At 57.8% G+C, this 20650-nt stretch carries 21 protein-coding genes; 15 read left to right on the top strand and 6 right to left on the bottom strand.

What is annotated here, in order from left to right; genetic code table 11:
* Window position 1: 1 nt before the first annotated feature.
* The 3 genes from M0412_RS18915 to hslV form a co-directional block, all read right to left on the bottom strand.
* Complete coding sequence (locus M0412_RS18915; protein WP_269700709.1) at window positions 2-967, bottom strand: DUF1402 family protein; 966 nt, start codon at window positions 965-967, stop codon at window positions 2-4.
* Window positions 968-1158: 191 nt separating this feature from the next.
* Complete coding sequence (hslU, locus tag M0412_RS18910) at window positions 1159-2466, bottom strand: ATP-dependent protease ATPase subunit HslU (RefSeq protein ID WP_142842095.1); 1308 nt, start codon at window positions 2464-2466, stop codon at window positions 1159-1161.
* Window positions 2467-2541: 75 nt separating this feature from the next.
* A complete protein-coding gene (gene hslV, locus M0412_RS18905; RefSeq protein ID WP_142842096.1) occupies window positions 2542-3066 on the bottom strand; it encodes an ATP-dependent protease subunit HslV in 525 nt (174 codons plus the stop codon).
* 201 nt (window positions 3067-3267) lie between these two features.
* Here hslV and hisB point away from each other — a divergent pair, with 201 nt between their 5' ends.
* Genes hisB through coaA form a run of 7 tightly spaced genes read left to right on the top strand, consistent with a single transcriptional unit; the run spans window position 3268 to window position 7888 of the window.
* Window positions 3268-3864, top strand: a complete 597-nt coding sequence (hisB, locus tag M0412_RS18900) for an imidazoleglycerol-phosphate dehydratase HisB (protein WP_269700714.1) — start codon at window positions 3268-3270, stop codon at window positions 3862-3864.
* Window positions 3865-3886: 22 nt separating this feature from the next.
* Window positions 3887-4381, top strand: a complete 495-nt coding sequence (locus M0412_RS18895; RefSeq protein ID WP_269700716.1) for a DUF2628 domain-containing protein — start codon at window positions 3887-3889, stop codon at window positions 4379-4381.
* A gap of 1 nt (window position 4382) precedes the next feature.
* Window positions 4383-5033 carry an imidazole glycerol phosphate synthase subunit HisH gene (hisH, locus tag M0412_RS18890; RefSeq protein WP_269700718.1) on the top strand — a complete coding sequence of 217 codons (651 nt, stop codon included), beginning with the start codon at window positions 4383-4385 and terminating at the stop codon, window positions 5031-5033.
* Between the two features lies 1 nt (window position 5034).
* A complete protein-coding gene (gene hisA, locus M0412_RS18885) occupies window positions 5035-5778 on the top strand; it encodes a 1-(5-phosphoribosyl)-5-[(5-phosphoribosylamino)methylideneamino]imidazole-4-carboxamide isomerase (protein ID WP_269700720.1) in 744 nt (247 codons plus the stop codon).
* Window positions 5775-6551, top strand: a complete 777-nt coding sequence (gene hisF, locus M0412_RS18880; protein ID WP_269700722.1) for an imidazole glycerol phosphate synthase subunit HisF — start codon at window positions 5775-5777, stop codon at window positions 6549-6551. Before hisA ends, hisF begins: the two co-directional genes overlap by 4 nt.
* A 15-nt stretch (window positions 6552-6566) precedes the next feature.
* Window positions 6567-6890, top strand: coding sequence for a phosphoribosyl-ATP diphosphatase (locus M0412_RS18875; RefSeq protein WP_269700724.1), 324 nt, complete (start codon window positions 6567-6569; stop codon window positions 6888-6890).
* Window positions 6887-7888 carry a type I pantothenate kinase gene (gene coaA, locus M0412_RS18870; RefSeq protein WP_193559532.1) on the top strand — a complete coding sequence of 334 codons (1002 nt, stop codon included), beginning with the start codon at window positions 6887-6889 and terminating at the stop codon, window positions 7886-7888. Before M0412_RS18875 ends, coaA begins: the two co-directional genes overlap by 4 nt.
* Window positions 7889-7931: 43 nt before the next feature.
* Here the strand turns inward: coaA and lysM are convergent, their stop codons facing one another.
* The 3 genes from lysM to M0412_RS18855 form a co-directional block, all read right to left on the bottom strand.
* Entirely contained in the window at window positions 7932-8381 is a 450-nt protein-coding gene (gene lysM, locus M0412_RS18865; protein WP_142842104.1) for a peptidoglycan-binding protein LysM, read from the bottom strand.
* An 86-nt stretch (window positions 8382-8467) separates the two neighbouring features.
* Window positions 8468-8902 carry an alternative ribosome rescue aminoacyl-tRNA hydrolase ArfB gene (gene arfB, locus M0412_RS18860; protein WP_142842105.1) on the bottom strand — a complete coding sequence of 145 codons (435 nt, stop codon included), beginning with the start codon at window positions 8900-8902 and terminating at the stop codon, window positions 8468-8470.
* 124 nt (window positions 8903-9026) lie between these two features.
* A complete protein-coding gene (locus M0412_RS18855; RefSeq protein ID WP_269700729.1) occupies window positions 9027-10637 on the bottom strand; it encodes a phosphoenolpyruvate carboxykinase in 1611 nt (536 codons plus the stop codon).
* Window positions 10638-10975: 338 nt separating this feature from the next.
* Between M0412_RS18855 and chvI the strand changes: the two genes are divergently transcribed.
* From chvI to tsaE, 8 genes are all read left to right on the top strand, one after another.
* On the top strand, window positions 10976-11701 hold the full coding sequence (chvI, locus tag M0412_RS18850) for a two-component system response regulator ChvI (RefSeq protein ID WP_142842368.1): 726 nt from the start codon (window positions 10976-10978) through the stop codon (window positions 11699-11701).
* 56 nt (window positions 11702-11757) lie between these two features.
* Complete coding sequence (gene chvG, locus M0412_RS18845) at window positions 11758-13548, top strand: two-component system sensor histidine kinase ChvG (protein WP_269700731.1); 1791 nt, start codon at window positions 11758-11760, stop codon at window positions 13546-13548.
* Window positions 13538-14002, top strand: a complete 465-nt coding sequence (locus M0412_RS18840) for an HPr kinase/phosphorylase (RefSeq protein ID WP_142842108.1) — start codon at window positions 13538-13540, stop codon at window positions 14000-14002. Before chvG ends, M0412_RS18840 begins: the two co-directional genes overlap by 11 nt.
* Window positions 14003-14127: 125 nt before the next feature.
* The gene (locus tag M0412_RS18835; protein WP_003505374.1) at window positions 14128-14529 is read left to right on the top strand and encodes a PTS sugar transporter subunit IIA; all 402 of its coding nucleotides are present in this window, start codon (window positions 14128-14130) and stop codon (window positions 14527-14529) included.
* A gap of 11 nt (window positions 14530-14540) precedes the next feature.
* Window positions 14541-14816, top strand: coding sequence for an HPr family phosphocarrier protein (locus M0412_RS18830; protein WP_046799729.1), 276 nt, complete (start codon window positions 14541-14543; stop codon window positions 14814-14816).
* Between the two features lie 127 nt (window positions 14817-14943).
* Window positions 14944-16344 carry an adenosylhomocysteinase gene (gene ahcY, locus M0412_RS18825; protein ID WP_269700753.1) on the top strand — a complete coding sequence of 467 codons (1401 nt, stop codon included), beginning with the start codon at window positions 14944-14946 and terminating at the stop codon, window positions 16342-16344.
* Between the two features lie 208 nt (window positions 16345-16552).
* The gene (locus M0412_RS18820) at window positions 16553-19138 is read left to right on the top strand and encodes a PAS domain-containing sensor histidine kinase (RefSeq protein WP_269700755.1); all 2586 of its coding nucleotides are present in this window, start codon (window positions 16553-16555) and stop codon (window positions 19136-19138) included.
* The gene (gene tsaE / locus M0412_RS18815) at window positions 19135-20646 is read left to right on the top strand and encodes a tRNA (adenosine(37)-N6)-threonylcarbamoyltransferase complex ATPase subunit type 1 TsaE (RefSeq protein ID WP_142842111.1); all 1512 of its coding nucleotides are present in this window, start codon (window positions 19135-19137) and stop codon (window positions 20644-20646) included. Before M0412_RS18820 ends, tsaE begins: the two co-directional genes overlap by 4 nt.
* The last annotated feature ends 4 nt before the right edge of the window (window positions 20647-20650 follow it).

Genomic DNA, 20650 nt, shown 5'->3' with positions numbered 1-20650 from the left:
TCTACAAAAGCGCCTGCAAGTCCTTGATGCGGTCATTCACCAGCCAGCCGTAATAGTTTTCTTCGGGCATCAGGGGCTGCTCCCCGCCTGCGGCGCGCTGGCGGTTCTTCTGGGCGAGAGCGGCCGCGCGCTGCTGCGAGCCGCCAACATTATAAAGCGTGGAGGTGACGCCGGGATTTTTCGAAATATCCATATCGGCAATCGATCTGTAATCGTCGATCGACTTGCGGATGGAGGCGGCCATAAAGGCCAGCGAACGATCAGGGTCCATGATGGCGGTATAGACGGCTGTGGCGTCGTTCTCGTCCAACCTGTCATAGCCCGACGTTTTCGACACCATATCGGACAACATCAGCGCCGTCAGCGGGTTGATCTGGCCGAGACCGAAGGTCTGCCCGGCATAGAAGGGCTGGAAAAATACGGCGCTGAAACGGTTGTTCGGATAGGCGACGCCATCCACCGTCCTGCCGCGGAAGCTGTCGTCCCAGACATCTTCCCGACAGTTCCAAAGGCCGTAGGAATCCTTCTTCGACTGACATTTGGTAAATTGCGAGCGCGTCAGAAACTGCGCGATGGTTTCGTCCTTATACCCGAAACGGAAGCTGCTGCCGGCATAGGAGGCGGCTTTGACATAGTAGGATTGCAGCCGGTCATAGGCATCGACATTATAAGTATGCTCGCCGACAATCGCGCCGATCATATGGATCGGATCGATACCGTACCGCCCGGCCGTCGACTTGATCTTGGCGATCAGCGCCTTGTCGGAGGACAAAAGGTTGATGACCTTCTGATATTTACGTTCGAAAGAGCTGTTGGACGCCTTGGTCCTGCGCGCGGAAGCACCGGGGACACCGGGCTGTTCAGCATTGCGATTGCCCGGCGGAACGACCGTTGCGGCCTCGACGTAAGAAGACGAGACGACGGTGAACGTCAAAGCAGCGGCAAATGCCAGAAGAGTTTTGCGCACGAGCGAATGCCTTTTCTCAAGCCTGCGGCTTCCCTGCAAAAGAGGAAAACCAGACCATTCCACGAAAGCGGTTCCAACCGGAATGCAGCCCTTCCCATAAACAAAATGCGGGCTGAATGCGAGATGAGGCAGATAAAATAAAAGAGTGCGGCAAATATGGCCGCACTCTTCTTTCGTTTTCCCTGAAGTCTTCAGAGAATATAACGCGACAAATCCGTATCGGCGGCCAGATCGCCGACATGTTTTTTGACGTATTCCTGATCGATCTTGATGGCAGAACCACCGCGATCCGGCGCGTTGAACGAAATCTCGTCCAGAACCCGCTCCATCACCGTCTGCAGACGACGCGCACCGATATTCTCAACCGAAGAATTGAGATGAACGGCCACATCGGCCAAAGCGTCAATCGCATCATCGGTGAAATCAAGGTCGAGTTCTTCCGTCGCCATCAGCGCCTTGTACTGGCGGATGAGGCTTGCTTCCGTCTCGGTGAGGATACGACGGAAATCCTCCTTGGTCAGCGGCTTCAGCTCAACGCGGATCGGCAGGCGGCCCTGAAGCTCCGGCAAAAGATCGGATGGCTTTGCCACATGGAACGCGCCTGACGCGATGAACAGGACGTGGTCGGTTTTGACGGGGCCGTATTTCGTCGAAACCGTCGTGCCTTCGACAAGCGGCAGGAGGTCACGCTGCACGCCTTCACGCGAAACGCCGGCGCCCATGCCGCCATCGCGCGCCGCGATCTTGTCGATCTCGTCGAGGAAGACGATGCCGTCATTTTCCACCGACTTCACCGCTTCGCGCTGGATCATTTCATTGTCGAGCAGCTTGTCGGATTCATCGCGGACGAGATCGGTATAGGATTTCGATACCGTGGTGCGCACTTTCTTGGTGCGTCCACCCATGGCCTTGCCGAACATTTCCGACAGGTTGAGGACGCCAATATTGGCGCCCGGCATGCCGGGAATTTCGAAACCGGGCATGCCCGATCCGCTATCGGCAACCTCGATATCGATTTCCTTGTCGTCCAACTCGCCATCACGCAGCTTCTTGCGGAAGCTTTCGCGGGTGCCGGGCGACGCGGTCGTCCCGACAAGCGCATCGAGTACCCGTTCTTCAGCGCTGGCATGCGCCTTGGCCTGTACTTCTGCGCGCTTCTTTTCACGCACGAGGCCAATACCGATTTCCACGAGATCGCGGATGATCTGTTCGACATCGCGGCCGACATAACCGACTTCGGTGAACTTCGTCGCCTCGACCTTGATGAACGGGGCGCCGGCCAACTTTGCCAAGCGACGGGAAATCTCCGTCTTGCCAACACCGGTCGGTCCGATCATCAGAATATTCTTGGGCATCACTTCATCGCGCAGGCTCTCATCGAGCTGCTGGCGACGCCAGCGGTTGCGCAGTGCGATCGCGACCGCACGTTTCGCATCATGCTGGCCGATGATGTGGCGGTCCAGTTCCGAGACAATTTCCCGGGGTGAAAAAGTGGTCATTCTATCCTCTCGGCTTTCCTGCTCCGGCCGGCCATTCCGGCCCGGCCCACAGGACCCATGGTTGAGAAAATTCGCTTATTCGGCGTCGAGCATTTCGACGACGAGATTATGGTTGGTATAAACGCAGATATCGGCGGCGATATCGAGCGCCTGGCGCGCCACGTCTTCGGCCGACTTGTCCGTGTCCATCATGGCGCGGGCAGCCGCAAAGGCGTAATTGCCGCCGGAACCAATGGCGATCGCGCCGTGCTCCGGCTCCAGCACATCGCCATTGCCGGTTATGGCGAGCGTGGTGGATTTATCAGCGACCAGCATCATGGCTTCGAGATTGCGCAGATATTTGTCGGTGCGCCAATCCTTGGCGAGTTCGACTGCGGCGCGCATCAGCTGGCCGGGATATTGCTCGAGTTTCTTTTCAAGACGGTCGAGCAGCGTGAAGGCATCCGCGGTCGCGCCGGCGAAACCTGCAATCACTTCACCCTTGCCGATGCGGCGAACCTTGCGGGCATTGCCCTTCATGACGGTCTGGCCGAGGCTTACCTGACCATCGCCAGCCATGACGACCTTGCCGCCTTTTCTGACTGTAATAATCGTTGTCATCAAACACCTGTCTGCCCTGTCGGGCCTGCGGTTAACGGGCCGGTATGCGGCCCTTCTCGAGTTCTATGTAAGTTTGCTTTTCGCGATTGCAATCTTCGAGGTGACGCACCGTTTTCGGCATGTCGGGCAAGACGATGGAACAACTGGATATTTGTGTCCCGTGCTGATAAGGAACGGCAACATTTTCACGGAGCGGCCAAAATGGCAGAACGTAAAGGCGAGATTATCCGCAAGACCAACGAAACCTCGGTTTCGGTGCGTGTGGATATCGACGGCACCGGCAAGTCGACAATTTCCACCGGCGTGGGATTTTTCGACCACATGCTGGACCAGCTGAGCCGCCATTCGCTGATCGACATGGACATCGAGGTCAAGGGCGACCTGCATATCGATGACCATCACACCGTGGAAGATACCGGCATTGCCATCGGCCAGGCGATTGCCAAGGCGCTGGGTGACCGTCGCGGCATTACCCGTTATGCCTCGCTTGATCTTGCCATGGACGAGACGATGACCAAGGCTGCCGTCGATATTTCAGGCCGGCCCTTTCTCGTCTGGAACGTCAATTTTTCCGCACCGAAGATCGGCACTTTCGACACGGAACTGGTGCGCGAGTTCTTTCAGGCGCTGGCCCAGAATGCCGGTATTACGCTGCATATCCTGAACCATTACGGCGCCAACAACCATCACATCGCCGAAACATGCTTCAAGGCCGTTGCCCGCGTTCTTCGTACGGCAACCGAGATCGACCCCCGGCAGGCAGGCCGCGTTCCCTCCACAAAGGGTATGCTGGCCTGACGCCAAAGCTGTCAGGAAGCCCATGACAAGCTATCTCGTTCTGGAAGCCCGAAACGGGCCGGACAGGGACCACAAAACGACCCGTTTCATTGCAGACCGTTTCGTCTGGCTGGCTCTGATTGCGCCGTGGTTGTGGCTCGCGATCAACCGCGCGTGGCTGGCGGCGGTGGTCGTTTTTATCGCCCTCGTTCTGGCCGGTCAGGCATCAATGTTACCCGGATTCGAACCGGTCGGCATTCTGTGCGGCTTTGCCATTTCCCTTATCACCGCACTGGAGGGACGCGATTTTCTCGTCCGGCACTTGATCCGAAAAGGCTGGAAGATGATATCGATCATCTCCGCCCCTGATCTTTCGAGTGCGGAAGACATATATTTCTCCAAACTCCCAGAAAACACGGAAACGACGGAACAGCTTTCACAGCCGGTCTGGACCGCTTCGCCGCAGAAGAACGGTGACAAAAACTTCGTCAACGATCCCGCCGGATCGTTTCTTTTCGACTTGAATGGAAGGCGCTGACATGCGTGTCGCGATAATCGACTACGGTTCGGGCAATTTGCGTTCGGCCACCAAAGCTTTCGAGCGTGCCGCCCGTGAGGCCGGCATCAATGCCACCATCGATCTGACCGACAGGCCGGATCACGTCGCTACGGCGGACCGCATCGTCCTGCCTGGTGTCGGCGCCTATGCGGATTGCCGCGCCGGTCTTGATGCCGTTCCCGGCATGCATGAGGCGCTTGTCGAAGCCGTCGAGAAAAAAGCCCACCCCTTCCTCGGCATCTGCGTCGGCATGCAGCTGATGTCGTCGCGCGGGTTGGAAAAGACGGTCAGCACCGGGCTTGGCTGGATTGAGGGCGACGTCGTGGAAATGACGCCCTCCGATACCAGCCTCAAAATCCCGCAGATCGGCTGGAACACGCTGGAAATCCGCCACGCCCACCCGCTGTTTGACGGCATCAAGACCGGCGCGGACGGGCTGCACGCCTATTTCGTGCATTCCTATCATCTGGCGGCCAAGCATTCGACGGATGTCATCGCCACCACCAATTATGGTGGCGCGATGACGGCTTTCGTCGCTCGTGACAATATGGCGGGGGCGCAGTTCCACCCGGAAAAAAGCCAGACGCTCGGCCTTGCCCTGATTTCCAATTTCCTGCGCTGGAAACCCTGACATGATTCTTTTTCCCGCAATCGACCTTAAAGACGGCCAGTGCGTTCGCCTGAAACTCGGCGATATGGACCAGGCCACCGTTTACAACGAGGATCCCGGTGCACAGGCCAAGGCCTTCGAAGACCAAGGCTTCGAATGGCTGCATGTCGTCGATCTCAACGGTGCCTTTGCCGGCCAGACCGTGAATGGCGAGGCGGTCGATGCCATTCTGAAAGCCACGAAAAACCCGGTGCAGCTTGGCGGCGGCATCCGCACGCTTGATCACATTGAAGCGTGGCTGAGCCGCGGGCTTGCCCGTGTCATCCTTGGCACGGTCGCGGTGCGCGATCCGGTTCTCGTCATTGAAGCCTGCAAGCGTTTCCCCGGCCAGGTCGCCGTCGGGATCGATGCCAAGGGCGGCAAGGTTGCCGTTGAAGGCTGGGCGGAAGCTTCCGAACTCGGCGTCATCGAACTTGCCAAGCGCTTCGAGGGTGCCGGTGTCGCCGCCATCATCTATACGGATATCGATCGCGACGGCATTCTTGCCGGCATCAACTGGGCCTCGACACTGGAATTGGCGGATGCCGTCTCCATCCCGGTCATCGCCTCCGGCGGCCTTGCCTCCATCGATGATATCAAGCGCATGCTGCAGCCGGATGCAACAAAGCTCGAAGGCGCGATTTCAGGCCGCGCGCTTTATGATGGACGTATCGACCCCTCGGAGGCGCTTGCCCTCATCAAGGCTGCGAAGGAAGTAAGCGCATGACCCTCAAAGCCCGTATTATTCCCTGCCTCGATGTAAAGGACGGCCGCGTGGTCAAGGGCGTCAACTTCGTCGACCTGATCGATGCCGGCGATCCCGTCGAGGCGGCGAAAGCCTATGATGCAGCGGGAGCCGATGAACTCTGCTTTCTCGATATTACCGCCTCCTCGGATAATCGCGACACGATCTTCGAGGTGGTTTCGCGCACGGCCGATCATTGTTTCATGCCGGTAACGGTTGGTGGTGGGGTTCGCAGCGTTGCGGATATTCGCAAGCTGCTTCTATGCGGCGCCGACAAGGTCTCGATCAATTCCGCAGCGGTCAAGGATCCGGATTTCGTGGCGCAGGCCGCCGACAAGTTTGGCAACCAGTGCATCGTCGTTTCCATCGATGCCAAGCGGGTTTCCAAGGACGGAGAAGCCGACCGTTGGGAAATCTTCACCCATGGCGGACGCCAGCCAACCGGGATCGACGCCGTGGAGTTTGCCATCAAGATGGTGGAGCGCGGCGCAGGTGAATTGCTCGTTACCTCGATGGATCGCGATGGCACCAAGAGCGGCTATGATATCGGCTTGACGCGCAGCATTGCCGATCAGGTTCGTGTCCCCGTCATCGCCTCGGGAGGTGTCGGCACGCTGGATGATCTGGTGGCAGGCGTTCGTGATGGTCACGCGACGGCGGTGCTCGCCGCCTCTATCTTCCACTTCGGCACCTATTCGATCGGGCAAGCCAAGAGCTACATGGCCGAGCATGGCATCGCCATGCGTCTCGACTGATTGCAGGAACATCTCATGAGCGCATTTTCCATTTCCGATCTGGAACGCATCGTCGCAACCCGCGCCGCTGCATCTCCTGACGAATCCTGGACGGCCAAACTTGTCGCGGCCGGGCAGGAACGGGCGGCTAAAAAACTCGGTGAAGAGGCAGTGGAAGCTGTCATCGCTGCCATCGCGAAAGACCGCGACGGGCTGAAGAATGAAGCCGCTGACCTGCTTTACCATCTGCTGGTGGTACTGAAGATCGCCGACATTCCTTTGAGCGACGTTTTTGCTGAGCTGGAGCGCCGGACGGGCCAGACCGGCCTTGCGGAAAAAGCGGCGAGGCCCAAATCATGAATGTCACGGCAGGCAGTGGGGAGAGAGGCATGCCGAGCACAATCGATCATTTCCGGCCCGATGAATATTCGCCCTACCACTTCTTCAGTTCGGAAGAATGGGCGAAATTTCGCGCCGATACGCCACTGACGCTTTCCGCCGACGAGGTCAAACGGCTGCGCTCGCTTGATGATCCGATCGATCTGGACGAAGTGCGGCGCATCTATCTGTCGCTGTCGCGCCTGCTATCTTCGCATGTGGAAGCATCGCAACTGCTTTTCGAGCAGCGCAACCGCTTTCTCAACATGGGGGATGTCAACAAGACGCCATTCGTCATCGGTATTGCCGGTTCAGTCGCGGTTGGAAAATCAACGACGGCGCGTATCCTGAAAGAGCTTCTGGCGCGCTGGCCCTCCAGCCCGAAGGTCGATCTCATCACCACAGACGGATTTCTCTATCCGAATGAGGTGCTGCGGCGTGAAAACCTTATGGAGCGCAAGGGCTTTCCGGAAAGCTACGATATCGGCGCGCTGTTACGTTTCCTGTCGGCCATCAAGGCGGGCCAGCCGAATGTGAAGGCGCCGCGTTATTCGCACCTGACCTATGACGTGCTGCCGAACGAATTCACCGTCATTGACCAGCCGGATATCCTTATTTTCGAAGGCATCAATGTGCTGCAATCGCGGGACCTGCCGGCGGGCGGGCGGATCGTGCCCATCGTTTCCGACTTCTTCGATTTCTCGATCTATATCGATGCCGACGAAGATTTCATTCACAACTGGTATGTGAACCGGTTCATGAATCTGAGAAACACGGCTTTCCGCGATCCCAATTCATTCTTCAACCGTTATGCGTCGATCAGTGAAGAAGCGGCGCTCAGCATTGCCGAGGGTCTCTGGCAGAACATCAACCTGAAGAACCTGCGCCAGAACATCGTTCCGACGCGCCCGCGTGCGGACCTTATTCTGCGAAAGGGAAAGAACCACCTGATCGATACGGTGGCACTTCGCAAACTGTAAAGATGCCGCGCATAGGCGGCATCTCCAGCGGCTAAACCGGTTATTATGCGAGGTCGGGAATACGCAGAACCTGGCCGGGATAGATCTTGTCGGGATGGGTCAGCATCGGCTTGTTGGCTTCGAAGATAATGTTGTTCTTCGCGCCATTTGCCTTGCCGTACTGGGCTTCGGCAATCTTCCAGAGATTGTCGCCCTTCTTCACCGTGTAGAAGACGGGTTCTTTTGCCGGGGCTTCGGCCACTTTCAGCTCGCCGGCCTCGACCTTGGAAATGCCGAGCGTATTGCCGACTGCAATGACCGCCTTTTCGAAAACAGACTGATCGGCCACTTCGCCCTTCAGAACAACCTTGTCGTCCACCACCTCGACCTGAACCTTGTCCGTGCCGAGATCGTGGGAAGCGAGTTCCTTTTTGACCGCATCGACATCAGGTGCGTCATCGCCGCCGATACCAAGCTTTTTTCCCGCTTCCTTTATGAAATTGAACAGACCCATAGCACCCTCCTTGGTTGTAGGGAGGATTACCAGACGATATTTGAAGCTCTATGACAAGGGCGAAAGATTTCGCGCAGGATTGCCATCTAGTCCCCCGAGGGCTTACCGCGCATTTTCTTGACATCGGAACGGCCGGATTTTGCCTTCAGGCGGCGCTCGACTGAGCCCTTGGTGGGTTTGGTGGCCTTGCGCACTGGCGGCGGCGGGGCGGCGGCTTCGAGGATCAGCTCCTTCAGCCGCTCACGCGCATCTTCGCGATTGCGCTCCTGGCTACGAAACCGGCTTGCCTCGATCATCAGCACGCCATCTTTCGAAACACGTCGGCCCCCCAGGCGCAGGGCATTCACCTTCACCCGATCCGACAGGGAGGGTGAATTGGCGATGTCGAAAAACAGCTGAACCGCCGTCGAGACCTTGTTGACGTTCTGGCCGCCCGGCCCACCGGCCAGCACGAATTGCTCCGTCAGCTCCCAGCCGGCGATAGTGATACGGTTACTGATGTAAAGCGGGTCGCTGGCCATGATCTTTCTCCGCGCCGGTGATGCCACAGAACGCGTGAAATGAAAACAGTGGCAGAATCAAGAGACCGGCAAAAAGAAACCCGGCACAAGGCCGGGTCCCCTCCTCCTCACAAATGAGGCTTTATTATTCAGCCGCGAGCAGAAGGCCCGGGGCTGCGTCGCGAACCTTGCTGTCGACGTGATCTTCGAACTTAGTGAAGTTCGTGACGAACATCGAGACCAGCTTCTTAGCCTGCGCGTCGTAAGCTGCGCCATCGGCCCAGGTTGAACGCGGATCGAGAATTGCACTATCCACGCCATCAAGCGACAGCGGCACCGCGAAGCCGAAATTCGCATCGGTGCGGAATTGTGCATCCTTCAGCTCGCCGGTGAGCGCAGCCGTCAGAAGCGCGCGTGTCGCCTTGATGGGCATGCGCTTGCCGATGCCGTAGGCGCCGCCAGTCCAGCCGGTGTTGACCAGCCAGCAATCAACGCCGTGCTTGCCGATCAGTTCACGCAGCAGGTTGCCATATTCCGCCGGGTGGCGTGGCATGAAGGGTGCACCGAAGCAGGTGGAGAAGGTGGCTTCCGGTTCGGTCACGCCCTTTTCCGTGCCGGCGACCTTTGCGGTGTAACCGGACAGGAAGTGGTACATGGCCTGTTCCGGCGTCAGCCGCGCGATTGGCGGCAGCACACCGAAGGCATCCGCCGTCAGCATGATGATCGTCTTCGGATGGCCGGCAATGCCCGTTTCCGATGCATTCGGAATGAAGTGCAGCGGATAGGCGCTGCGGGTGTTTTCCGTCAGCGAGTTGTCGTTGAAATCGGGAACGCGGTTTTCGTCCAGCACGACATTTTCGAGAACCGTGCCGAAACGATTGGTAGCGGCGTAGATTTCCGGCTCTGCCTCGGACGAAAGCTTGATCGCCTTGGCATAGCAGCCACCTTCGAAATTGAAGATGCCATGTTCGCCCCAGCCATGTTCGTCATCACCGATCAACGTGCGTGACGGATCTGCCGAAAGCGTGGTCTTGCCAGTGCCGGAGAGACCGAAGAACACGGCGGAATCACCCTCAGGACCGACATTGGCCGAGCAATGCATCGGCATCACACCCTTGGCCGGCAGAAGGTAGTTCAGCACTGTGAAGACCGACTTCTTGTTTTCACCGGCATAGGACGTGCCGCCAATGAGGACGAGACCGTTGGTAAGGTCGCAGGCGATGACGGTTTCCGAACGCACACCGTGACGGGCGGGATCAGCCTTGAAGCTCGGCAAGTTGATGATGGTGAGCTTCTGCCTGAAGCCCGCCAGTTTTTCCTGCGTCGGACGGATCAGCAGATTGCGGATGAACAGCGAATGCCAGGCAAGCTCGGTGACGACGCGTGTCGGCAACGCATTTTCCTCATCGGCGCCGCCGATCAAATCCTGAACATAGAGGGTCTTGCCGGCGGCGTGGGCCAGCATGTCTTTATGCAGCAGTTCGAAGTTTTCCGGCGACAGCGGCTTGTTGTTATCCCACCAGATGGTGTTCTCGGTGGAAGCGTCGCGCACAACGAATTTGTCCTTCGGCGAACGGCCGGTGTGCTGGCCGGTGACGGCGCGAAGAGCGCCATCGATTGTCAGTTCGGCCTCGCCGTTGCGGATCGCCTCTTCGTATAATTCGCTCTCGTTGAGGTTATAAAAGACGCGGGAAGCCTCGCCCAGTCCGAGTTCCGCAACTCCATTGGCAGGATTATGAACCCCAAGCTCGTTCATGACGCGTTCCTTGTAAATGACGATAAGGCCGTTGAAATTTTCACGGAAAATACGTGGCAGCTTTTGGAAACGCAAGAGCCGAACTTTAAAAAACTTAGTGATTTCAATATATTAATCGATTTAAAAGATTTTATTTCTTTTTAAATCGGTTGAAGACGCATTAAAATCCAGCTGCGGCGGTTTCACGAAATCCGGCCACCGCACCCGCACGATTTTGGGGCGAGTTTTCCTTTGCCACAATTTGTTCCACCTTTATACTCAAGAGAGTGGCTCGCGGCGCACAACCTGGCTGGGTGAATGTCGGGAGTTACGAGAAAATGACGATGGAGACCAACTACATGCAGACGATCGCGCTTGTCGACGATGACCGGAATATTCTCACTTCGGTATCGATCGCGCTCGAAGCCGAAGGCTACCGGGTCGAAACGTATACGGACGGCGCCTCCGCGCTTGACGGGTTGATCGCCCGTCCGCCGCAGCTCGCCATTTTCGATATTAAGATGCCCCGCATGGACGGCATGGAGCTTTTGCGGCGCCTGCGTCAGAAATCGGATCTGCCGGTGATCTTCCTCACCTCCAAGGATGAGGAGATCGATGAATTGTTCGGCCTGAAAATGGGCGCGGATGACTTCATCACCAAACCCTTCTCGCAGCGCCTTCTGGTTGAACGCGTCAAGGCAATCCTGCGCCGCGCCAGCAGCCGCGATGCCGCGCCAGCGGCCGGCGGCGCAATAAAGCCGACGGCGGACCAGCAGGCCCGCACGCTGGAGCGCGGGCAACTCGCCATGGATCAGGAGCGTCATACCTGCACCTGGAAGGGCGAACCGGTAACACTCACCGTTACCGAATTCCTCATCCTGCACTCGCTGGCACAGCGGCCGGGCGTGGTGAAAAGCCGCGACGCGCTGATGGACGCCGCCTATGACGAGCAGGTTTATGTGGATGACCGCACCATCGACAGCCACATCAAGCGCCTTCGCAAGAAGTTCAAACTGGTCGATGGCGACTTCGATATGATTGAAACGCTTTATGGCGTAGGATATCGCTTCCGCGAAGCGGCCTGAATCGGCACGCAAATCGGAAGAGACCACCCGAAGAGTGGTGGCGAGGACTTAAATACGTGCTGAAGAAAACGCCGGAAACCGTCTCGGATAGCGACGATGCCGAAGAACGCGGCAGCGAACGCCGCCATCGTATCCATCCGCTGACGATCATCCGGCGCATTTTCGGCAATGCGGTGTTTTCCAGTCTGACGCGCCGCATTCTTTTCTTCAATGTCGCGGCGACGGTCGTTCTGGTCGGCGGTATTCTCTATCTCAACCAGTTCCGTGAGGGGCTGATCGATGCGCGCGTCGAAAGCCTTCTGACGCAGGGCGAAATCATCGCCGGCGCGATTTCGGCCTCCGCTTCGGTCGATACCAATTCGATCACCATCAACCCCGAAAAGCTTCTCGAATTGCAGGCGGGGCAAAGCATCACGCCCGCTCCCAATGACGAGGACTTAAGTTTTCCGATCAATCCCGAACGGGTGGCACCAGTGCTGCGGCGGCTGATTTCACCGACGCGCACCCGCGCGCGACTGTTCGATGCCGATGCCAATCTGCTGCTCGATTCCCGCCATCTTTATTCGCGCGGACAGGTTCTGCGCTTCGATCTGCCGCCGGTAACGCCGGAAACCCAGACCTGGGGTGAGTGGTTCACCAGCATGTTCAACCGCATGCTGCAGCCAAGCAGTCTGCCGCAATACAAGGAAGCGCCTGGTGGCGACGGTTCGATTTATCCGGAAGTGATGAATGCGTTGACCGGCGTGCGCGGCGCGGTCGTTCGCGTCACCGAAAAGGGTGAGCTGATCGTTTCGGTCGCCGTGCCGGTGCAACGCTTCAGGGCGGTGCTTGGCGTATTGCTGCTCTCCACCCAGGCGGGCGATATCGACAAGATCGTGCATGCGGAGCGCCTGGCCATCATGCGTGTTTTCGGCATCGCCACCCTCGTCAATATCGTTCTGTCGCTGCTTCTGTCCTCCACCATCGCCACGCCGCTGCGGCGGCTTTCGGCCGCCGCGATCCGTGTGCGTCGCGGGGCGCGAACCCGCGAGGAGATACCGGATTTTTCGGCCCGTCAGGATGAGATCGGCAACCTTTCGATTGCGCTGCGTGAAATGACGACGGCGCTTTACGACCGTATCGACGCGATCGAAAGCTTCGCTGCCGATGTCAGCCACGAACTCAAGAACCCGCTGACCTCGCTACGCAGCGCCGTGGAAACCCTGCCGCGCGCCAAAACCGAAGAATCGAAGCAACGGCTGACCGAGATCATCTTCCATGACGTTCGGCGTCTCGACCGACTGATCAGCGATATTTCGGATGCGTCGCGGCTCGATGCCGAACTGGCGCGCGCCGATGCCTCGCCGCTCGACCTTGATGTGCTGATGAAAGGGCTGGTAGACATATCCCGCCAGATCAGCACCAAGAAGAAAAGCGTGGCAATCGACTATGTGGCCGACAGGAAGGCCGGAGCCAAAACCTCCTTCGTGGTGAATGGCCACGACCTTCGCCTCAGCCAGATCGTCACCAATCTGATCGAGAACGCCCGTTCTTTCGTGTCAGAGGAAAGTGGTCGCATCACCGTGCGTCTTTCCCGCCACAAGGATCGCTGCCTCGTGCAGGTGGAAGATAACGGACCCGGCATTCAGGCCGAAGATATCGACCGGATTTTCGAACGGTTTTACACGGACAGACCGGCGAGCGAAGGCTTCGGCCAGAATTCCGGCCTTGGTCTTTCCATCAGCCGGCAGATCGCCGAAGCCCATGGCGGCAGCCTGAGGGCGGAAAATGTCGTCGACAAATATGGCGTGATATCAGGCGCGCGCTTCACCCTGTCGCTACCGGCGGCCGAAACCCATGAACGCTGAACGCTTCAACCTGCATGCCACCGCCATCATCGTTCAAAACACGGGAATCCTCTTCACGGGACCATCCGGCAGCGGCAAGAGCGAGCTTGCCTTCAGTTTTCTGACCGAGGCTGAACGTTGCGGATTGCCGGCGGCGCTGATCGCGGACGATCAGATTTTCGTGTATCGCGACGGCGAAGACATCATTGCCGAGCGGCCGCAAGCGATTGCCGGGCTGCTGGAATTGCGCGGAAGCGGCATTGTTTCGCTCAGCAGCGTTGCGAGCGCTCCACTACATTTTGCCGTCACGACAGTTCTTTCACCGGAAAATCCCAGACTTCCCGAAGATGACGAAGTGTTTTTGCTGCCCTGTGGTGGGCATCTTCCACTTCTGCGCATACCGCTTGCAAGTCTTACGCCCTATGGAAAATTTGCTGCACTTGCTCAGAATCTTTTTAAAACGAATGTGAAGTGACGATGATTCGGGCGATTTTAGGCTTGCGATTCGCATTTTCCTCATCAAGATGAAATCCCACCGATGGACAGGATTGCCGCGTTGCGATAGTCGGCAATGAGAGTGCGTGTGCAAGGGAGCATTTCATGATCGGACTAGTGCTTGTCACCCATGGCAAGCTGGCTGAGGAATTTCGCCATGCGTTGGAGCATGTCGTTGGTCCCCAGAAATTGATCGAGACGGTTTGTATCGGTCCCGAAGACGACATGGATCAGCGCCGGCAGGATATCATCGACGCCGTTGCGCGTGCCAATGATGGCAATGGTGTTATCATATTGACGGACATGTTCGGCGGCACACCGTCCAATCTTGCAATCTCCGTCATGAATAACGGCAATGTCGAAGTCATCGCCGGGGTCAATCTTCCCATGCTGATCAAGCTTGCCGGTGTTCGCAGCGAAGACAATATGGACAAGGCCCTTCAGGATGCATCCGATGCCGGCCGCAAATATATCAACGTCGCCAGCCGCGTTTTAAGCGGCAAGTGAGAAGTCAGCCCATGTCGCCTCTCTCCCGGGAATTGCCGATCATCAACAAGCGCGGTCTCCATGCCCGGGCATCTGCAAAATTCGTTCAGATGGTCGAGGGCTTCGACGCAACGATCACGGTTTCCAAGGACGGCATGACCGTCGGCGGCACTTCCATCATGGGCCTGATGATGCTGGCGGCCAGCCCCGGCTGCAGCGTCTATGTCGAGGCAAGCGGCAATCAGGCGTCGGAGGCGCTGGCCGCGTTGGAAGCTCTGGTGGCCGACCGCTTCGGCGAAGAAGCCTGAGCCAGCAACATATAAAGACATAAAGACCTCTTTATATCATCATTGCCAGATCGTTTGTGGCCTGCTAAACCGCTGCTACGTTTAAAAGCCGGGCCAACAGGCGCGGCATTCTGATCTGGAGAACTTCATGAGCCTTGAGAAGGACTACATTGTCGCCGACATCAACCTTGCCGCATTTGGCCGCAAGGAGCTGGACATCGCCGAAACCGAAATGCCCGGCCTGATGTCCTGCCGCAAGGAGTTCGGCGAAAGCAAGCCGCTGAAGGGCGCACGCATCACCGGTTCGCTTCACATGACGATCCAGACCGGCGTTCTCATCGAAACGCTGAAGGAACTGGGCGCGGACGTTCGCTGGGCCTCCTGCAACATCTTCTCGACGCAGGATCATGCAGCAGCGGCCATTGCAGCGGCTGGCATTCCGGTCTTCGCCGTCAAGGGTGAAAGCCTGACGGAATATTGGGAATATACCGACAAGATCTTCCAGTGGACCGATGGCGGTCTGTCCAACATGATCCTCGACGATGGCGGCGATGCCACCATGTACATCCTGCTTGGCGCACGCGCCGAAGCCGGCGAAGACGTTTTGTCCAATCCCGGCTCTGAAGAAGAAGAAATTCTTTTCGCGCAGATCAACAAGCGCCTGAAGGCTTCTCCCGGCTGGTTCACCAAGCAGCGCGACGCGCTGAAGGGTGTTACCGAAGAAACCACGACGGGCGTTCACCGTCTTTACGATCTCAGCAAGAAGGGCCTCCTGCCCTTCCCGGCGATCAACGTTAATGACAGCGTCACCAAGTCGAAGTTCGACAACAAATACGGCTGCAAGGAATCGCTGGTGGACGGCATTCGTCGTGCAACCGACGTGATGATGGCCGGCAAGGTCGCCGTCGTCTGCGGTTACGGCGATGTGGGCAAGGGTTCTGCCGCCTCGCTGCAGGGCGCCGGTGCCCGCGTGAAGGTCACCGAAATCGACCCGATCTGCGCGCTTCAGGCTGCCATGGACGGTTTTGAAGTCGTTCGTCTGGACGATGTCATCTCTTCCGCCGATATCTTCATCACCACCACCGGTAACAAGGACGTCATCCGCATCGAGCATATGCGCGAGATGAAGGACATGGCTATCGTCGGCAATATCGGCCATTTCGACAATGAAATTCAGGTCGCCTCGCTGCGGAACCTGAAGTGGACGAACATCAAGCCGCAGGTCGACATGATTGAGTTCCCGAAAGGCAACCGCATCATCCTTCTGTCCGAAGGCCGCCTGCTGAACCTCGGCAATGCCACCGGCCACCCGTCCTTCGTCATGTCTGCATCCTTCACCAACCAGGTGCTTGGCCAGATCGAGCTCTTCACCAAGCAGGGCGAATACAAGAACGAGGTTTACGTGCTGCCGAAGCATCTCGACGAGAAGGTTGCGCGCCTTCATCTCGAGAAGCTCGGTGTGCGGCTAACAGAACTTTCCGATCTGCAGGCAGATTATATCGGCATCTCCAAGGAAGGCCCGTTCAAGGCTGAACACTACAGATATTAATATCATAGTTAATATCCACTGAAATTACACAACATCTAGATGCCGCGCACTTGACAAAGTGCGCGGCATCTTTTTTGCGCCCTCCCTTTCCGCAGATTTATGAAGGCGGTATTGTCATCGGACTTGATTCGGACACGCCAAAGGGCGGCGGGGACGAAATGGGATGTCTTGTCGAAGATGCGGCACATAGGACGGAGACAGACCGGGGATGACGGTTCACAATTCGGATCTGCGCGAGCAGACAGTTCAACGCGTTGAAAACACGCAAGGCTGCGTGGCATTGAGCGCGCAGGTTCTGGCGCATTGCCGACTGGCGATCAGTGCGGTCCGGACAGGCATTTCGCGGCTTCCCGTGCTGATGTCGGGGACCATTCTTGCCGGTTCGGCAAGTGTCGCGCTGGCGCAGGACGGCCTTGTTGCCAAGACTGGTGCGCGGCTGTTCTCCTCTGGCGAAACAATCACCTATTCGCTCTTTGTCGGCATGCTTTCGGCGACGCTGTTTTCCGTCGTCTGGCTGGTGCGCCAACGCGGCAATATCGAGTCGGAAAGCAGTGAATACCGCAAGGCGCTTGCCGAGACCCACCACAAGATCGCCAAATACGAAGCACTGATTTCCGATAAGGGCCGGCGCATCGTTATCTGGGATGGGGCTGACAAGCGGCCCGAATTTCTGGGGCAATTGCCCGTGGAGACCGGCGCACCGCAAGCGGATCATGATTTTCTGGCCTTCGGGCGCTGGCTGAAGCCATCCTCCGCGAGCCAGCTTGAAAAATCCCTCGAAAAACTTCGCAGCCATGCGCAGAGTTTCGATCTGACCATCGAGACGCAGCGCGGCGAAGTCATTGAAGTTCAAGGCCGGGTTTCCGGCGGCAATGCATTTGCACGTTTCGTCGCGCTTAATAATCTGCGCGCCGAGCTTGCAGAATTGCAGGTGGAACGCGAGCGTCTGATCACCTCGGTCTCGACGTTTCAGGACCTTCTGGATTCCATCGAACAGCCCGTCTGGCGCCGCAATGGCGAAGGTGAGCTAACCTGGGTCAACCACGCCTATGCGCAGGCCGTGGATGCACGCGATGCCGATCAGGCCGTACTTGAAAAACGCGAGCTGTTGAACACGGTTACCCGGCAGAAGATACGCGCGGCCGCGACGCCGGAATCACCCTATCATGACCGCATTTCTACTGTGGTTTCCGGCAACCGTACCTTCTTCGACGTCGTGGATATCAAGACTGCGGCGGGTTCGGCCGGTATCGCCATCGATGCCACCGAAGCGGAAACCATCAGCGAAGAACTCAAGCGGGTTCTGAAAAGCCACGCCGAAACGCTGGATCATCTGGCAACGCCTGTTGCCATCTTCGACGGCCGGCAGCGGCTGCAATTCTACAATCAGGCTTTTGCGACCCTTTGGGGTCTCGATCTGGTTTTCCTCGAATCCGGTCCTGACAATTCCGAGCTTCTGGACAGGCTGCGCACCGCCGGCAAATTGCCCGAGCAGCTGAACTGGAAAAACTGGAAGGAGACGGCGCTCGCCGTTTACCGTTCGCTCGATACCAAAACCGATCTCTGGCACCTGCCGAATGGGCAGACACTGCGGGTCATCGCAACCGCCCATCCACAGGGCGGCGCGACCTGGGTTTTTGAGAACCTGACCGAACAGGTCGACCTGCAGATGCGCTACAACACGCTGGTGAAGGTACAGGGCGAAACCATCGATCATCTGGCCGAAGGTGTGGCGGTGTTCGGTGCGGATGGCCGTATTCGCCTCTCCAACCCGGCATTCCGGGCGCTCTGGGGTGTAACCTCCGAAGAGGCGGAAACGGGCACCCATATCCGCGCCATCGAAACAGCCTGCACACAATCCTATGACAGGCCGGACGGCTGGCGCGCCTTCAGCCAGTTCATCACCAGCTTTGATGATGAGCGCCCATCCAAACAGGGAACGCTCGAACTGCTCTCCGGTCTCGTGCTTGATTTCGCTATCATTCCGCTGCCGGATGCGCAGACCATGCTGACCTTCGTCAACATGACCGACAGCGTGCGGGCCGAAAGGGCGCTCAAGGAAAAGAACGATGCACTTCTGAAGGCCGACGAGCTGAAGAATGATTTCGTTCAGCATGTTTCCTATGAATTGCGTTCGCCGCTGACGAATATTATCGGTTTTACCGACCTTTTGAAGACGCCCGGCATCGGCCAGTTGACGGACCGGCAGGCGGAATATCTCGATCATATTTCCACGTCGTCCTCGGTGCTTTTGACCATCGTCAACGATATTCTCGATCTTGCGACCGTCGATGCCGGCATCATGCAGCTGAATTATTCAGACAATGATTTGAACGAATTGCTCGAAGACGTTTCTGTGCAGATCGCAGATCGCCTGCAGGAGAGCGGTATTTCGCTTGAAATCGTCGCGCCGACCCATCTTGGCAGCCTGGTCGCCGATCATCAGCGTCTGAAGCAGATCCTCATCAAGCTGCTTACCAATGCGATCAACTTCGCCCCGGAAGGTTCCGCCGTTGAACTGTCGTGCCAGCGTAGCGAGGGCGACTTCCTGTTCTCGGTGGCAGATAAGGGCCCGGGCATTCCGGAAGACATGCTGAAAACCGTCTTCGACCGCTTCGCGACACGCGGCAATGGCGGTCGGCGGACTGGCGCAGGGCTTGGCCTTTCCATTGTCGAAAGCTTTGTCAGCCTCCATCATGGCACGGTCAGCATCGATAGCCGCCCCGGCAATGGCACCATCGTCACCTGCCGCATTCCTTCCGGCACCCGCCCGCATTCCATCGCCGCAGAATGAGCCAAGACATCTTGCCGATCACTATTTCCCTTGAGGGAGAAAAAGATACCATCAGGCTCGGTGAAGACCTTGCGCTGGCATTGAAACCCGGCGATTGCCTGGCGCTGATCGGCGATCTCGGCGCCGGTAAATCGACACTCGCCCGCGCCTTCATCCGGGCGATGGCGGATGAGCCGGATCTCGAAGTTCCAAGTCCCACCTTCACGATCATCCAGACCTATTCCACTCGCATTCCGGTTGCCCATCTCGATCTTTACCGGCTTTCTGATGTCTCCGAACTGTACGAGCTCGGCATCGACGAGATGCTGGAGGACGGCGTCTGCCTGATCGAATGGCCGGATATCGCCGCCGAGGTTCTGCCGCCGGAACAGACCGTCACGCTTCGGCTGACGCATTCCGGCGAAGGACGGCTGGCCGCCATCGAAGCTCCGGCAAAACTGAAAGCGCGGCTTCAGCGTGTTTTCGCCATTCGCGAATTCCTCGCGAAAAATGGCAGGGGCGATGCGACCCGCCGTTTCCTGAGTGGTGACGCCTCAACGCGTGCCTATGAGACCATTTCCGCCGATGGCCCGGACCTTATCCTGATGGACTGGCGACGCCCCTTGAGAGGCGCGATCATTGCGGATGGCAAGACCTATGCGGAAATCGCCCATCTTGCCCAGGATGCGCGTTCTTTCGTGGCGATCGGCGAGTATCTGCGAAACAGCGGCTTTTGCGCGCCAGAGCTTCTGGCAGCGGATATCGATCAGGGCATTCTCCTGCTGGAGGATCTGGGGCGCGACGGGGTGCTTGCGCCCAAGGGAACGCCGATAGAAGAACGTTATCTCCAGAGCGTTGCCTGCCTCGCAGCCCTTCATCAGACCCCGCGACCCGACCTGTTGCCGGTGATTGACGGCAGCGCCTATGAGGTTCCCCCCTTCGATCGGCAGGCGATGAAGATCGAAGTCTCTTTGCTGGCGGAATGGTATCTTCCCCACAAACGCGGCAAGCCGCTCACCGATAGCGAGAAGAGTGACTATTACGCCCTGTGGGATAGCCTGATCGACTCGCTCGCTGATTGTGAAACAGGGCTTCTGCTGCGCGATTTCCATTCACCCAACCTTCTCTGGCAGGCGCAGAATAGCGGTATTCGGCAGGTCGGCCTGATCGATTTTCAGGACGCGATGATCGGCCCCACCGCTTATGATCTCGCCTCCATCGTGCAGGATGCCCGGGTTACCATCGAACCCGAGCTGCAGGCGCGTCTGCTCTCGCATTATCTCGACAGCAGAAGAAACACACCTTCATTCGATGAGGCCGCTTTCCTCAAGGCTTTCGCCATCATGTCGGCGCAGCGTAACTGCAAGCTTGCCGGTATCTGGGTGAGGCTGTTGGAACGGGATCAAAAACCCGGTTATATGAAACATATGCCGAGGACGTTCCGCTATCTTGCCGCGGCGCTTTCGCATCCGGAGCTTCAGCCTCTTCGAGACTGGTGTGTCTGCATGGGCATGGAATTCAACGACTGAAAGA

This window comes from Agrobacterium sp. O3.4, assembly GCF_041414895.1.
Classification (GTDB): domain Bacteria; phylum Pseudomonadota; class Alphaproteobacteria; order Rhizobiales; family Rhizobiaceae; genus Agrobacterium; species Agrobacterium cucumeris.
This window is presented reverse-complemented; position numbering and strand designations above follow the sequence as displayed.

What these genes read in the sequence shown, in the direction of transcription:
- hslU (WP_142842095.1), bottom strand. Translation starts at nt 2,466, where the DNA reads ATGACCACTTTTTCACCCCGGGAAATTGTCTCGGAACTGGACCGCCAC.
- hslV (WP_142842096.1), bottom strand. Translation starts at nt 3,066, where the DNA reads ATGACAACGATTATTACAGTCAGAAAAGGCGGCAAGGTCGTCATGGCT.
- hisB (WP_269700714.1), top strand. Translation starts at nt 3,268, where the DNA reads ATGGCAGAACGTAAAGGCGAGATTATCCGCAAGACCAACGAAACCTCG.
- M0412_RS18895 (WP_269700716.1), top strand. Translation starts at nt 3,887, where the DNA reads ATGACAAGCTATCTCGTTCTGGAAGCCCGAAACGGGCCGGACAGGGAC.
- hisH (WP_269700718.1), top strand. Translation starts at nt 4,383, where the DNA reads ATGCGTGTCGCGATAATCGACTACGGTTCGGGCAATTTGCGTTCGGCC.
- hisA (WP_269700720.1), top strand. Translation starts at nt 5,035, where the DNA reads ATGATTCTTTTTCCCGCAATCGACCTTAAAGACGGCCAGTGCGTTCGC.
- hisF (WP_269700722.1), top strand. Translation starts at nt 5,775, where the DNA reads ATGACCCTCAAAGCCCGTATTATTCCCTGCCTCGATGTAAAGGACGGC.
- M0412_RS18875 (WP_269700724.1), top strand. Translation starts at nt 6,567, where the DNA reads ATGAGCGCATTTTCCATTTCCGATCTGGAACGCATCGTCGCAACCCGC.
- coaA (WP_193559532.1), top strand. Translation starts at nt 6,887, where the DNA reads ATGAATGTCACGGCAGGCAGTGGGGAGAGAGGCATGCCGAGCACAATC.
- lysM (WP_142842104.1), bottom strand. Translation starts at nt 8,381, where the DNA reads ATGGGTCTGTTCAATTTCATAAAGGAAGCGGGAAAAAAGCTTGGTATC.
- arfB (WP_142842105.1), bottom strand. Translation starts at nt 8,902, where the DNA reads ATGGCCAGCGACCCGCTTTACATCAGTAACCGTATCACTATCGCCGGC.
- M0412_RS18855 (WP_269700729.1), bottom strand. Translation starts at nt 10,637, where the DNA reads ATGAACGAGCTTGGGGTTCATAATCCTGCCAATGGAGTTGCGGAACTC.
- chvI (WP_142842368.1), top strand. Translation starts at nt 10,976, where the DNA reads ATGCAGACGATCGCGCTTGTCGACGATGACCGGAATATTCTCACTTCG.
- M0412_RS18840 (WP_142842108.1), top strand. Translation starts at nt 13,538, where the DNA reads ATGAACGCTGAACGCTTCAACCTGCATGCCACCGCCATCATCGTTCAA.
- M0412_RS18835 (WP_003505374.1), top strand. Translation starts at nt 14,128, where the DNA reads ATGATCGGACTAGTGCTTGTCACCCATGGCAAGCTGGCTGAGGAATTT.
- M0412_RS18830 (WP_046799729.1), top strand. Translation starts at nt 14,541, where the DNA reads ATGTCGCCTCTCTCCCGGGAATTGCCGATCATCAACAAGCGCGGTCTC.
- ahcY (WP_269700753.1), top strand. Translation starts at nt 14,944, where the DNA reads ATGAGCCTTGAGAAGGACTACATTGTCGCCGACATCAACCTTGCCGCA.
- M0412_RS18820 (WP_269700755.1), top strand. Translation starts at nt 16,553, where the DNA reads ATGACGGTTCACAATTCGGATCTGCGCGAGCAGACAGTTCAACGCGTT.
- tsaE (WP_142842111.1), top strand. Translation starts at nt 19,135, where the DNA reads ATGAGCCAAGACATCTTGCCGATCACTATTTCCCTTGAGGGAGAAAAA.